The 12,303-nt window shown below is 48.0% G+C and carries 16 protein-coding genes and 1 pseudogene; 1 reads left to right on the top strand and 16 read right to left on the bottom strand.

Annotated elements, in window-relative coordinates; genetic code table 11:
- Positions 1-10: 10 nt before the first annotated feature.
- The 9 genes from BUA56_RS09570 to BUA56_RS09530 form a co-directional block, all read right to left on the bottom strand.
- Positions 11-463, bottom strand: coding sequence for a hypothetical protein (locus tag BUA56_RS09570; protein WP_005933558.1), 453 nt, complete (start codon positions 461-463; stop codon positions 11-13).
- A gap of 103 nt (positions 464-566) precedes the next feature.
- Positions 567-980, bottom strand: a complete 414-nt coding sequence (locus BUA56_RS09565; protein ID WP_035394329.1) for an RNA polymerase sigma factor — start codon at positions 978-980, stop codon at positions 567-569.
- 453 nt (positions 981-1,433) lie between these two features.
- Positions 1,434-1,895 carry a hypothetical protein gene (locus BUA56_RS09560; RefSeq protein WP_038259777.1) on the bottom strand — a complete coding sequence of 154 codons (462 nt, stop codon included), beginning with the start codon at positions 1,893-1,895 and terminating at the stop codon, positions 1,434-1,436.
- A 5-nt stretch (positions 1,896-1,900) separates the two neighbouring features.
- A complete protein-coding gene (locus BUA56_RS09555; RefSeq protein WP_002596321.1) occupies positions 1,901-2,716 on the bottom strand; it encodes an ABC transporter permease in 816 nt (271 codons plus the stop codon).
- A 12-nt stretch (positions 2,717-2,728) separates the two neighbouring features.
- Entirely contained in the window at positions 2,729-3,523 is a 795-nt protein-coding gene (locus tag BUA56_RS09550; RefSeq protein WP_002596320.1) for an ABC transporter permease, read from the bottom strand.
- Complete coding sequence (locus BUA56_RS09545; RefSeq protein WP_072851211.1) at positions 3,516-4,442, bottom strand: ABC transporter ATP-binding protein; 927 nt, start codon at positions 4,440-4,442, stop codon at positions 3,516-3,518. The genes BUA56_RS09550 and BUA56_RS09545 overlap by 8 nt, the downstream gene beginning before the upstream one ends.
- Before the next feature lie 135 nt (positions 4,443-4,577).
- Positions 4,578-5,495 carry a sensor histidine kinase gene (locus tag BUA56_RS09540; RefSeq protein ID WP_002596319.1) on the bottom strand — a complete coding sequence of 306 codons (918 nt, stop codon included), beginning with the start codon at positions 5,493-5,495 and terminating at the stop codon, positions 4,578-4,580.
- Positions 5,496-5,500: 5 nt separating this feature from the next.
- Positions 5,501-6,193: a response regulator transcription factor gene (locus BUA56_RS09535; protein ID WP_007037412.1), complete on the bottom strand. Its 693-nt coding sequence runs from the start codon at positions 6,191-6,193 to the stop codon at positions 5,501-5,503.
- Complete coding sequence (locus BUA56_RS09530) at positions 6,186-6,374, bottom strand: helix-turn-helix domain-containing protein (protein WP_005933662.1); 189 nt, start codon at positions 6,372-6,374, stop codon at positions 6,186-6,188. Before BUA56_RS09530 ends, BUA56_RS09535 begins: the two co-directional genes overlap by 8 nt.
- Positions 6,375-6,518: 144 nt before the next feature.
- Between BUA56_RS09530 and BUA56_RS09525 the strand changes: the two genes are divergently transcribed.
- Positions 6,519-6,887, top strand: coding sequence for a helix-turn-helix transcriptional regulator (locus tag BUA56_RS09525; protein ID WP_005933665.1), 369 nt, complete (start codon positions 6,519-6,521; stop codon positions 6,885-6,887).
- Between the two features lie 27 nt (positions 6,888-6,914).
- On the opposite strand, the gene BUA56_RS09520 is transcribed toward BUA56_RS09525, so the two are convergent.
- From BUA56_RS09520 to BUA56_RS09490, 7 genes and pseudogenes are all read right to left on the bottom strand, one after another.
- Complete coding sequence (locus BUA56_RS09520; protein ID WP_005933668.1) at positions 6,915-7,214, bottom strand: hypothetical protein; 300 nt, start codon at positions 7,212-7,214, stop codon at positions 6,915-6,917.
- A gap of 16 nt (positions 7,215-7,230) precedes the next feature.
- Positions 7,231-7,584, bottom strand: a complete 354-nt coding sequence (locus BUA56_RS09515) for a TnpV protein (protein ID WP_035394338.1) — start codon at positions 7,582-7,584, stop codon at positions 7,231-7,233.
- A 26-nt stretch (positions 7,585-7,610) separates the two neighbouring features.
- A complete protein-coding gene (locus BUA56_RS09510) occupies positions 7,611-9,491 on the bottom strand; it encodes a recombinase family protein (RefSeq protein WP_005933672.1) in 1,881 nt (626 codons plus the stop codon).
- A 90-nt stretch (positions 9,492-9,581) separates the two neighbouring features.
- Positions 9,582-10,550 (bottom strand): annotated as a pseudogene (locus tag BUA56_RS09505) (type IV secretory system conjugative DNA transfer family protein); the annotation flags it as partial.
- Positions 10,547-11,023, bottom strand: a complete 477-nt coding sequence (locus tag BUA56_RS09500; RefSeq protein ID WP_002569165.1) for a PcfB family protein — start codon at positions 11,021-11,023, stop codon at positions 10,547-10,549. The pseudogene BUA56_RS09505 and the gene BUA56_RS09500, both read right to left, overlap by 4 nt.
- 41 nt (positions 11,024-11,064) lie before the next feature.
- Positions 11,065-11,286: a DUF5348 domain-containing protein gene (locus tag BUA56_RS09495; RefSeq protein WP_002569164.1), complete on the bottom strand. Its 222-nt coding sequence runs from the start codon at positions 11,284-11,286 to the stop codon at positions 11,065-11,067.
- Between the two features lie 31 nt (positions 11,287-11,317).
- The gene (locus BUA56_RS09490) at positions 11,318-12,301 is read right to left on the bottom strand and encodes a DUF6017 domain-containing protein (protein WP_008978068.1); all 984 of its coding nucleotides are present in this window, start codon (positions 12,299-12,301) and stop codon (positions 11,318-11,320) included.
- Positions 12,302-12,303: the final 2 nt, after the last annotated feature.

Below are 12,303 nucleotides of genomic sequence, written 5' to 3'. Positions count from 1 at the left end.
AGGCACGCCCTCACTCTGTTTGAAAAAGGTCATCATAGCAGCGGCGCATATTCCGCAGACCCCGACGGATGGAAACGCTGACCTTGCTGCTGTGGACGCCCTCTCTCCGGGAGATTTCCGGCTGCTTGATACCGGCAATGTAGTAGGCGTGAACACGGCGGGCCTGTGTCGGAGTGGCATGAGCCAGAGCCACCGGCAGAGCTGCTATCAGGTGCAGGCGGGTGGTCATTTCTTCTCGTTCCAGCAAAATATCTTCCGGCGATCTGCTGTGTTCCAGTGCGTAATTTTCCAGCCAGCTGTATGCCTCCAGAGAGTAGTAGGCGCGGTGGTAGACTTTCCGACGCTCATAGTTCTCCATCTCCCGCTGGGCCTGATACATCGCTGCCCATACCTCGTCCGTAACATCCACAAACTCGTCATGCCGGTAGTGGGGATACATCCACCGCAGATTGATTGTTTTCATAGGCTTACCTCCTGAAAATCGGAGAGGCGGGCAGCTCGTCCGCTGTCCGCCCCTCGCTGAGATAAGGGAAATGATCCCTTTCACTTGGTAGCCAGAAAACAGGTCATTCGTTAAGCCTGCTCTCAAAGAAATTTATAAATTTTTTTCTGACCGCCTCCACACTTTGATACACAGCCACTTTGGAGCAGCCGCACAGCACACCGATCTCTGCAAGGCTCAGCCCGTCAAGCGCATAGAGCAGGAACCGGCGGCGCTGGGCCTCGGTACAGGTGTCCAGAACTGCCATCAGCTCATGTAGCGTTTCCATGCGGCAAAGGTATTCTTCCGGCGTTTCGCCGTAGGCTCCTACACCCTCGGTGGTAATGATGTACTCGTCAAACTCCCGGCCATCCCAATGCCGCCGCTGTTCATGGAACAGGTTCTCCGTTTTGTGATCTGCCCGATCAAGAAATTCATAGACTTCCAGCGTGACCTCCACGGCCACAGCTTGTCCGTTATAATTGATGGTAACTTCCATCTGTCCTTCCTCCATTCAGACTTTTTTGGGAAAATCTGAATGGGGTGGTGGGGCGCGGCACCGGGGATAAAGTTCGGGCCATGCTGACCCGATGTTCCGGCTCCATAGGGACAAAAAAGCGCCCGGACGGCATAAAGCCATACGAGCGTCATGGAATATATTTTGCTGTTTAATTACATGGTATAGTGCATACTTCTGACCGCATTGCTCCGCTGCTGGGAACAGGCTTTTTTTAGCTGGTGCAGGTCATGGGTACTGTGAAAAAAGGCAAACATAGACACGGCGGCATCCTCCTATGTGCCGCCGTGGATTTACACGGTGTTAGGTCGTCGTTGGTTTAGGATAAACGAAAAGAAACGGCGGCTCTGAAATCAAAGCCACCGCTTCATAGGCGCGTGGAAATGTGTCTGCTTTACGACGGCTTTTTTTCTTTTGCCGTCGTCCGGCAGAATGTTACTCCATATTCAATTCAATGCTTCCAGTGAAATTTTCACATTCAATGCCGATATAGTTTCCACCTTCAGGGAGTGTAATTGTATCACTATATGTTCCGGTTGTTTCAAGCAAAGTGACTTCTTCATCAGCTCCAGAAATCCAAAATACTTTTGCAGTTCCATCCGTAACCTCCAGCGCGCAGTCAATAGACAGATCCTTACCCGCTTCACGCTTTATGGAAGTTCCGCCGAACAAATACTCTGTATCTGAAAAATCCTCATAGTTGGCTGTATAGCTTCCTGTATAATCATCAATTCCTTTTTCTTTCGTACCTTGTAAGGATGAATTTCCGGTAAGTGCTATGGAACCAGCAGACTGAACAATATTGTTATACTGATCGAGAACTTCATCTTTTGTACAACCGGAAAGCACAGAAGCGCCCAACAGTATCAAGCATAATGATAGAACTATTTTCTTCACAGGTATCACCTTCCTTTCCTGCGTACAGCACGCTTTCCTTTTCCCTTGGAATTTGCCTGTTTACGGGATTTTATTTCTTTTTTGTTACTGGACATCAGTAACAACAGCACCGCCCAGAGAACCATGATGCCAACCCCAATGACTGCCAGCAAAGGATTCGGGGCTGTGGTTGTTCCGGCATATCCACTCATGTCAAAGCCCACTAAAATCAGCGCAGCAGAAAACGGATAGATGCTGGCAAGGATACCGCCTTTGAAGAACAGCATGCTATATCCAAGGAAAAACGCCAGAATGGAACCTCCCAGATATGCCCCTCGGATCTGCCCAAAAATCAAGATCAGCGGCATACAGACCAAATAGGTCGTCAGAGCTGCCAACACGATCTGTGTACCTCCATGAAAAAACACTTCCACTGTCAGTCCCGATAATCCAACCGTCAATCCAGTAATCAAGGTAACGCCAACGCTGTATATTCCCAGCAGGACTGCAAAAATCCCGACCCAAAAGAGCTTAGCTCCCAGCATTTTCGGCATGGAAACAGGAATTGTCATGATGTTTTTCAGCGTATCATGGGTGGATTCTCTGTCAATCAGCCAGCTGCCAATCATCACCAGTGAAATCGGAAAAAACATCTGCGTATTGCCCCAGACAACATTCTCAAACAGAGTGGAAAAATCATAGTTTGGATTTCGGTACTCCGCCTCCACAATCAGCTGGCTCCCATATTGCACCAACGGACAGAGTGCAAGCGCCACCAGCCCCACCCAAAGTATTTGGCACCGGCGTAGCTTGAGCAATTCTGCTTTTAATAAATTCCACATAATTACACCCCCTTAGATTTCCTGGCGCCGGTAAACCAACGCAATCAGCGCAAGAAATACAACGGCTTCCCCAACAATCACACCGAACACCTGAACACCATTCAGAAAATACGGACTGATCCGTTCCAACAAGTCTGCCAATTCCGCACTGGTCTGGCTTTGGTCATAAAATTGGAAGGTCCAGCGGAAAGCCAGCGGTCCCGGAAACAGGGTTCCGATATTCAAACCAAAAGGCTGTGTGAGGAACGCATCGCTCATCGAAAGGATATAATTTGCAGTCGTATAGAAAAAGGTAATCACGACCGACACGATATAGTTTTTATTAAGAAGAACAACGAGCAGGATACATGGAAGTGCGCCTACCCACATAATCAGCCCTTCTTCTATCCCAACGCCAAACAAGGTCCAAAACCCAACCGGCTCCCAGCCCTGAAACAGCAAAACCGCAAGATTTACCAATCCTCCAACTGCCATAAAGCCAACGGCAAACAATAGCAAAACCAGCATCTTGGACAGCACCAACTTGGTTCTGTTTATCGGTATGGTAACAAGGTTTTTTAGTGTGTCATTGTCCAGCTCCTCAAACAGCAGATTGGAAGCCAGTATCACAAGGAGCGGCATCAAAAGCAAATAAGCACTGAGCTGGAACAGGCTGGACATCACTCCATTTACAGCATCCACATCAGTGTTTACATCTGCCAGAAAGAAAGCATAAGCCAATGGCATGAAAACAGAAAGCAGCAGAGAAATAAATACCAAGGGCTTCCGTTTTAATTTCAAAAATTCGCATTTGATTAGTTTAAGCAATTCCTTCGCCCCCTGTCACACGCTTGAAGTAATCTTCAAGACTTTCTTCACAGGTATGCGCCTCCGATACCTCCAATCCGTTTTCTACAAAGGCAGTTACAATTTTCCCCACAGGCAGATCAAGGTTGTGCAGGCGCAGATTGTGGTCGTCCTGTATGGAAAAATGGTTTTCATGGAAATTGCGTTCCAAAATTCTTGCCGCCTGTGCAGTATCAGAGAGTGTAAACCGGATATGCTTACTGCTTTTTTGCTCCAGTTCAGCAAGGCTTTCTTCTTCCAGCAATGCGCCGTGGTCGATAATTCCAATATCGTCAGCCAGCAAGGAAATCTCCGAAAGAATGTGACTGGAAATCAAAATGGTTTTTCCTCTTGCGTCGCAAAGCTCCCGAATAAAGGAGCGTACTTCTGCAATACCGATAGGATCGAGACCGTTGATCGGCTCATCCAAAATTAAAAGTTCTGGATCGTGCATAACGGCAAGGGCGATGGCAAGCCGCTGCTTCATACCAAGAGAATACTGTGAAAAGAGCTTTTTATCTTTGTAAGGCAGTCCTACCAGATCCAGAACATCTTTGATGGCATGATTGTTTGGTACGCCCCGCAGGGTAGCAAAGATACGCAGGTTCTCTGTGCCGGTCAGATTGGGATAAAAGCCGGGAGACTCAATCAAGCTACCAATACGGGGCAGCAATTTCTTTTCATTCCCCTGCAAGGGTTTCCCCCAGATTTTGACCTCCCCGGAAGTCGGCTTCGTTAAGCCCAACAGCATTTTCATGGTAGTGGTTTTTCCGGCTCCGTTTCTGCCCAGCAGACCATAAATTCTCCCACGCTTCACATGGATATTTAAGTCAGCCACACTCTTTTGTGAGCCATATTGCTTCGTCAGATTTTTTGTTTCAATGATGTAATTTGTATCCATATTCAAAACCTCCTGTTCTGTAAGGTATTCTATCACGCCAACCTTGCATTAACCTTGCCGCAACCTTGCATTAACCTTGCAATTTGAAATCCGGCAAAAATGACAAAGGTTCCCGCCATAAAGACGGGAACCCGCTTAAATCTCCAAAGGAAAAAGCAACATAAATTCAGTTCCTTCTCCCGGAAAGCTTTCAACTGTTATGCTTCCACCCATCTTTTCTACAAGCTGATGGACAATAGAAAGACCAAGTCCGCTTCCTTTTTCGGAGCGTCCTTTATCACACTTATAAAGCCGTTCAAATATGTGTTTCAAATCGTCTTTCTCAATTCCTACTCCATTATCCGCCAGCAGCAGCTCCATGTTATTTTCCTTCTTTGACAGGACAATTTTGATTTTGTCTGCATGGCTGTGAGCGATTACATTTTGAATGAGATTGTTGACGATCCTCATATAGCTGTCCATATCCAATCTTACCCGGACAGGCTGTTCGGGAATATCAATGTCATAATCAACCTGTTTATCCTCAAAAATCGGTATCCAGTCAATCAGGATATTTCTTGTCAGCTCTGCGGCCTCAACGCTCTGGATTTCCAAAGCAAACTCATTGGAATTTAACTTGAACCAGTCAAAGAGCACATCAATATATTCTTTCAGATCATGGGCTTTCCGTCGGGCGGTTTCAATATAATCATCCCGGTCTTTTCCTGTGACCAGTCCTTTGTGTGCAGCGTCAAGATACCCAATCAGAGTGGTAAGGGGTGTCCGAACATCATGGGAAAGGCTCGTCATAAGCTGGCGGTTGGTTTCTTCTGTCTGCCGTACAGTTGAAAGTCTGCTTTCATAGGACACAACAATCTCATTGATTTCATAGGCAAGAGGTGCTGTCAATTCATTTGTTGCAGACAGAATACGCCGGTTGCCATTTCCGTTTTTCACATCAACCAGCACATCGGTCATTTCTGCGATTTGTTTTTTTACGCGCCGAACGAGAACGATGGAAGTCAGCACAGCCACAACAGCAATCACAATGGACAAGAAAACGATGATTTCCATATTGGCTATACCTCCTTATTAAAGCGGTAGCCAATCCCTTTGACCGTTTGGATATACTTTGGGCTTGAAGGATTGACTTCTAATTTTTTACGAAGCCGGCTGATAATCGCCATAATGTTACTGTCATCATAGAAATATTCTTCGCCCCAAACTTCCTCATAAATCTGCTGTTTTGTCAAAATTTTTCCTTGATGCTTTGCGCAGTACAGGAGCAGATCAAATTCCTTTGGTGGAAGTTCAAAAGTGCCATTTTCCGTCGTAACAGAACGATTTTCAAGGTCAATTTGCAATCCATCAAAATCCAGTTTTTGCACAGCTCCGGCTTGATGATTAAAGCGGGTGTAGCGGCGAATGAGGGACGCAATACGGGCAATCAGTTCGTCCATATCAAACGGTTTTGTCAGATAATCGTCCGCCCCGGCCCGTAAGCCCCGCACTTTAGAAATGCTGTCATTTTTGGATGTAAACATCAAAATCGGCAGGCTGTTCTCTTTGCGGATTTCTTCCAGCGTTTCAAAGCCATCCATACCGGGCATCATCACATCCAGCACCACAAGCTGATACTCCTGCTCTTTTAATTTCTGCAAGCCCTCTTTTCCGGTATTACAAAAATCGGCTTCTATATGTTCCGATTGTACGCTGCGTTTAATCAAAGCGCACAGTTCTCTGTCATCATCTATAATCAAAATTTTATTCATGGCGTAGTTCCTTTCCTTGTTTTGTCCGGCCATCAAGCGGCTTCTCCGCAGTTTTAGGGAGCAGCCAAACACCGGCCATTTTCACAGCGCCGGGGATACGCCCACCGGCACAATAATAATTTACCCTACGAGGTGTCACGCCCCATTTCTCGGCGGCCTCTTTCAATGTCATATAGTCCATTTCGCACCTCCACAGAGTACATTATAGTTCTCTTTCTCGAACAATGCAAGAAACGGAATGTGAATTATAAACTTCAACCAACCTGCATATAGCAACATTCCACAGGCAAAGTATGAATTATACAATGTAACTGGGTGATGTTATATGGCGAAAGTTGAAGATTGTCCCGGTTTTGAAACCTTCGGCGCAGATGTCAAAGCCGCACGAGAGGCAAAGCGTCTGGCACGAAAAACATTGGCAGAAATGGTTGGGATTGAATGGCGGTATCTTGCCAACATTGAGAATCAAGGTGCGATTCCGAGCCTGCCTGTGATGATCCAGTTGATTAAGGTCTGCGGACTTCCCGTGGAACGGTATTTTAACCCGGAGATCATGCGGGAAGAAAGCGAACAGCGGCAACGAGTCAGCCACAAGCTGAAGCTTTGCCCTGAAGAATACCTGCCGATTATCGAAGGTGCCATAGACGGGGCGCTCAAAATGGAACAGACTGCGAAGCAGAAGGAGGACGCATAATCGCGGCCTCCTTCTGGCGTTTCTATATCAAGTTTCCCGGCACTTTTCCCAAAGTTCCCGGCACCTCTGCTGGATTTCTCCGGTTTCTGTCACAGTCAGATCGCGGTCATTTCCGGTAATCTTATCTTCCAGAAAGTTGGCGTATGTATCCAGCAAGGCGTTTCGCAAATCCTCCGGAGTTTTCTGTATTTCGGCGCTGTACCAGTCATTCCGGTGAGGTTCCCATGCCATCAATGTATAACCGTGGCTGGTCTGCACCACCTCATACAGAGGATCATCATCCAGATATGCCTGAAACACTTCCAGAACCTTTTCAAAGGTCAGCATTTCCCACACCTCCCATTCAACTGCAAATCAGTTCCCTGATTAAAATTTCCTCAATCTGTGCCGTTAATGTGTTCATCAGTCCTACCCAGCGCATAGGATCACAGGCTTTCAGTTCCTCAGTGACACCCGCAGCCTCCATCATGTGAGGCAACATGGTGTCCACGCGCTCCTGCGCTGTCCAATCAATCTCTAACAGGTGCGGATACAGTTTCTCGCTCATCAGCAGTTGGTTGTAGAGAATAGGACGGTGTTCCTTCAGGTAGGACTTTCGCATCCTGCCGTACTTGCCGATAGAAGTTTCCGGCTGTTCAGAAAGTTTTAGGTTGGGTATATCATAATCTCCACAACGAATGTAAGTCAACTTACTCATATTCATGCTCCTTTGCTCCGTGATGATTAGACTGCTGCGCTGGCTGCTATGCTGCCTTTGCGCGGTTCTTCTTTTGGTAGCTGCCCGATAGTAGAAAAAACACCTTTTTTCATATCCTCAGCCCGGATCAGGGCTTTCTTAGCGTCCATTTCCGCTTTTTTCTTCGCCTTGATTTTGTCCTCATACCGTTTCTGTGCGCCGCTGGCTTTCCGCTTCAAATAGTTCTGATGGAGCCTGTCCTTGCGTTCTTCTCTTTTCCGCAATTCTTCCTGTTCCTCTGGGGTTAAAGGAACCGGCTGTAAGGATGGTGGAATATAGCGTCCTAAAAAATTAAAGTAGATTTCAATTTCCTGCGTGGTATCCTGACTGCCTTTTCGGGAGCGTTCATGGACAAGGATTTTCTCTACAAACTCGTTGAGCATGGTATTTGTCAGCGTGTCAAAATTCTCGTACTTATCAATCAGGGCTATAAATTTCTCTGCTGATTTCTGGCTCTGCTCATAGCCGGTAACAGCCTTTTCCAACTCCGCAATTTCAATCTCAAGTGCGTCCTGCTCTTTGGCATACTGTGCATCAAGCGCCTTATATCGTGTATCCGGCAGCTTGCCGAGGGCGTTATCCTCATAGATTTTGCAAATCAGTTTTTCCAGTTCTCCGGCTCTCTTTTGGGCAGTAGCCAGATGCCTGCGCTTTTTCGATATATCGGCACTCTGTTGAGCAACCTGCGTCTCCTGAACAGTGTGAATAAATTCCGTCCGGTCATTTCTCGAATATTCAGCGATAGCCCGGAGTGTGTCGGAAACCAATGTCAGAACAGCACTCTCATTGATACGGTGTTGTGTAAGGCATAGTGTCCCACACGGAACTTTGGTATAATTGGAACAGGTATATTGAGAAATCCGCTTGCCATTGTTGGTGCGGTGGACATACATCTTGCCGCCACAATCGGCACAATAGAGTAAGCCTGTGAGGGGAGCTGCTTCGCCCCAGCCGTTTGGATAACGCCGTACATTGCTGCGGATTTTCTGCACCAGATCAAAGGTCTGCTGGTCGATAATGGCTTCATGGGTATTCTCAAAGATCGTCCACTCGTCCTCAGAAACATAGTGGCTTTTCTTGTCCTTAAAGTGCTTGCGGGTCTTGAAATTGATGGTGTGCCCCAAATACTCTCGTTTTTTCAAAATGTTCACGATGGTAGATGATCCCCATCCATAGGGGTCTTTGACCGGCTTTGAACGGTTCACACCCTCGTTGAAGCGGGCAAGGTGTACGACGGGAATTTCAATCCGATCTGCGGATAATTTGCAGGCAATCTGATAAGGCCCATATCCCTCCAGCGTGAGGGAGAAGATACGGCGTACCACTTCGGCGGCTTCCTCATCTACCAGCCAATGCTCCCGTTTTTCGTCCCATAAGTAGCCGTAAATCACAGTGCCGGTCAGGTGCTTGCCGCTCATACCTTTTGCCTTAAACACAGAACGGATTTTCCTGCTGGTATCACGGGCGTAAAATTCATTCATGATGTTGCGGAATGGGGTAAAATCGTCATCGCCTTTCAGACTGTCCACACCGTCGTTGATGGCGATCAGACGAACACCGCGTTGCCGCAAAACCTCCATGACCTGACCGACCTTCAGATAGTCGCGCCCCAACCGGCTCATGTCCTTGATGACGATTGCCTCTACACGCCCTGCCTCCACTTCCTCCATCATCGCCAAAAATCCGGGGCGGTCAAAACGGGTGCCTGAGATACCATCATCTGTAAAGTGCGTAGGGTTTGGCAGCCCATTCCGGCGGGCAAAATCCTCTAACATCTGTTTTTGGTTGGATATGGAATTGCTCTCGCCCTGTAACTCGTCGTCCCGGCTCAGGCGCTCGTACAGTGGGGTAATTTTTTCATTTCTCATGGCTGTACCTCCTGAAACAAAAATGCTCTAAGTGATTGCTTCACTAACCATGACAAAATCATGATTAAGAAGTCACTTAGAGCATATATCACCCGCCGCAAGTTTGTATTTTTTGTACTGCTTGACTGCAAAATGCTCCGGGTCTTTTTCTTCCAGACGTTCAAACATGAGGTCAACCGGGTTCTGGAAGTCCTCGTCGTCCTCGCGGGCTTCCGACGCATTTATCATTTCAAGCAGCGTCGTGAAGTTCTTCTCGTCCTCCGGGGCTTCATACCAGATATAGCCGATTAGCGCGGTGTAGTAGAGCTTTTCCGCTTTCACCCAGAAATCCTCGCCGGATTTTTCCCCGTCGCCTTTGGTGTTGGCGATAATGGTATTGACTAACTTCAAAATGTCCTTTTCGCTCCGCAGATAGGCAAAGGGATTGTATTTCATGGATTTTTTGAAGTTAATCGTATTTAGCACTTTGATACGGTATTTGTACCGCTGTAACATTTTCCCGGTTTCCAAAATCAGTGTTCCTTTCGGGTCAGTGACGATATACGACGTTGGAAAATCCTTTGACGTACATTGCATGAGCGACGGTTTCACAAAGAACCGGGTCTTGCCGCTGCCGGAACCGCCGATTACAAGGATATTTTTGTTTCTTGCGTATTTCGGCTGCTTCGGGCGGCTGTTCATGGTAAGCCGTTCCGTCTGCGTTAGGGGGATATTGTTCTCAAATACCGGGTCGGTGTACGGCTTTATGTCGTCAGCCCCGCCCCAACGCGCCGAACCGTATTCTGTCCCGCGGCGGTATTTCTTCGCGTTCTTGCCTTTGGTGTAGATAATCAGCCGGACAATGACCGCCCCCGCAATGCCTAAAGCTAAGTCTGCCGGGTGGAAGCTCGGCGCGATACTGGAAAAGGCGGCGGTAAAACCGTCCCCAAGATGTAGCAGCTTTGCGCTCGCGTCCGCGCCGGGGGAGAGCCGGACAGCCGCGCCCACTTTATCAAAGAGCCAGACAAAGAGCAGATACGGGAGATTTAAGATAAGCAGCTTCTTGATTTCCGGCTTCATAGCGATACCTCCCTGTCTTTGTTCTTGACCTTTGCCCGTTCCGCGTTCTTGCCCTGTGCAGCTTCTTTGAGGGTAGAGAGCAGCTTTCGGATTGAGGGCTTTTTCTCCTGTGTCAGCTTTTTTGCGGAAAATTCCTTAAAGGCGGCGGTCAGCACGTCCGCGTCCCGCCCCTTGAAGAAAACCAGATAGCGGGGCGGGCTTTCCGTCGCGTCCTTTTTCAGCGCAAAGTCGATACCGTACTTTTTCGCCGTACTCTCAAAGGCTTTGATATTGCCCTCGGTAATCTCAATGTTGGAAACGCCCGCGTTCTGCTTCATAAGCTGCTTTAAGCTCTGCTTGCCCTGTGGCGGTTTTGCAAGCTGCTTTTTGCCCTTTGACAGTATGGCTTTCATTGCCTTTTGGAGCGTCTGCGCGGTCAGCTTCCCGGTCTTGATGTAAAGGGCTATGGTCTTTTCGTTTACTTCGTCCTGCAATTTGTCGCGTCCTCCTTTCGCGTTTCTTTATGGGGCGGCGGTCAGATACGCACCCGCAGCCCGTTCAAGTCCTCGGCTCTGATACCCACAAGATACCAGTTGTCGCCGTACTCAATCCGGGTCGGCTTCCACTTGCCCCGCACGAATACGTCAAAGCACTCGCCGCAATGCAAGCCCCCGTAGTAGCTGTTTAAGTCAAAGCGGATGTCGTAACGGTCGGTGCGCTCGTCAAATACCAATGCTCCTGTCATTTTCTGTGCCATAATAAAATCCTCCTTTTGTGGTTGTGGGTGGTTACAGGCTTTCGCCCTCGTTGCATGAATAATAGTCCGGGTCGCCGTACTGCGGCTTTTTCGGTGACAGTGCGCCGCTTGCCATGTCATGGGCGACAAGGGAAGTGTAATAATTGCCGATAGTGGACGGGGCGTTGAAAAGGGCTGCTTTCAGATATTGCTTGATGTTGCGGATTTTCGTTGTGTTCTCCCGCATACAGTCAAGCACAAAGCGGATATGCTCGCCGTCCAGTTTCATAAACTTAGATTTCACAAGCTCTGCCGGGTAGTCGTCCCCCGCAATCCGTACCCGCTTTCTGGCGGTGCATACGGTTTCAAGCATGAGGTCTACAATCTCGTCAAGCCTGTCACTGTCAAACTTCATGTCCTGTTTGAGAATGTCGTAGTCGATATTGTCCTTGATGATTTCCCGGTATATATCAACTGCGCTCTGTGCTGTCGCTTCCGTTCCTTTCCGTTCCGGCGGCGTAGCCGCTTCTCTGCAAGGAGAGGGGTTAGGGGAAAGGATAGGAATGGAATGGGTACTTTGTTCATCAGTAATTATTTTTTCTTTTTTTGGTAAGTCAGTTCTTTGTATATCTTTATTTAATTGCGTTGGATTTTCCAACGTAGGTTTTTCCAATGTTGGTTTTTCCTGTGTTGGATTATCCAATGTTGGATTTTCCAATGTTGGTAAATCCGGCGTAGGCGGCTGCGGCTGCTCGAATATCACATAGTCCGCGCCCCGCAAGCGTCCTTTCTCGTCGCGCTCCCTTGAACGGACGATATACCCGGCGCGTTCAAGCTCCTTAATGGCTTCGCGGATAGCGTCTATCTTCTCCCGGTTGATAAGGGATAAGCCTTTCAAGGTGTAGTCCCAATCTTCGGGGAGTGACAGCATTTGCGACAACAGCCCCTTTGCCTTTAGGGAAAGCTCCTTGTTGCGTAGGTGGTGGTTGCTCATTACGGTGTAGCCCTTGTTCCGTTCCACTCTGAAAACTGCCATAG

This window comes from Lactonifactor longoviformis DSM 17459 (genome assembly GCF_900129135.1).
In the GTDB taxonomy this organism is placed as follows: Bacteria; Bacillota; Clostridia; order Lachnospirales; family Lachnospiraceae; genus Lactonifactor; species Lactonifactor longoviformis.
Note: the sequence above shows the minus strand (reverse complement) of the source record. Positions and strands in the feature narration are given on the sequence as shown.

Excerpts from the sequence above, each read along its gene's own strand:
- BUA56_RS09570 (WP_005933558.1), bottom strand. The coding sequence starts at position 463 with ATGAAAACAATCAATCTGCGGTGGATGTATCCCCACTACCGGCATGAC.
- BUA56_RS09565 (WP_035394329.1), bottom strand. The coding sequence starts at position 980 with ATGGAAGTTACCATCAATTATAACGGACAAGCTGTGGCCGTGGAGGTC.
- BUA56_RS09555 (WP_002596321.1), bottom strand. The coding sequence starts at position 2,716 with ATGTGGAATTTATTAAAAGCAGAATTGCTCAAGCTACGCCGGTGCCAA.
- BUA56_RS09545 (WP_072851211.1), bottom strand. The coding sequence starts at position 4,442 with ATGGATACAAATTACATCATTGAAACAAAAAATCTGACGAAGCAATAT.
- BUA56_RS09540 (WP_002596319.1), bottom strand. The coding sequence starts at position 5,495 with ATGGAAATCATCGTTTTCTTGTCCATTGTGATTGCTGTTGTGGCTGTG.
- BUA56_RS09535 (WP_007037412.1), bottom strand. The coding sequence starts at position 6,193 with ATGAATAAAATTTTGATTATAGATGATGACAGAGAACTGTGCGCTTTG.
- BUA56_RS09530 (WP_005933662.1), bottom strand. The coding sequence starts at position 6,374 with ATGGACTATATGACATTGAAAGAGGCCGCCGAGAAATGGGGCGTGACA.
- BUA56_RS09525 (WP_005933665.1), top strand. The coding sequence starts at position 6,519 with ATGGCGAAAGTTGAAGATTGTCCCGGTTTTGAAACCTTCGGCGCAGAT.
- BUA56_RS09520 (WP_005933668.1), bottom strand. The coding sequence starts at position 7,214 with ATGCTGACCTTTGAAAAGGTTCTGGAAGTGTTTCAGGCATATCTGGAT.
- BUA56_RS09515 (WP_035394338.1), bottom strand. The coding sequence starts at position 7,584 with ATGAGTAAGTTGACTTACATTCGTTGTGGAGATTATGATATACCCAAC.
- BUA56_RS09510 (WP_005933672.1), bottom strand. The coding sequence starts at position 9,491 with ATGAGAAATGAAAAAATTACCCCACTGTACGAGCGCCTGAGCCGGGAC.
- BUA56_RS09495 (WP_002569164.1), bottom strand. The coding sequence starts at position 11,286 with ATGGCACAGAAAATGACAGGAGCATTGGTATTTGACGAGCGCACCGAC.
- BUA56_RS09490 (WP_008978068.1), bottom strand. The coding sequence starts at position 12,301 with ATGGCAGTTTTCAGAGTGGAACGGAACAAGGGCTACACCGTAATGAGC.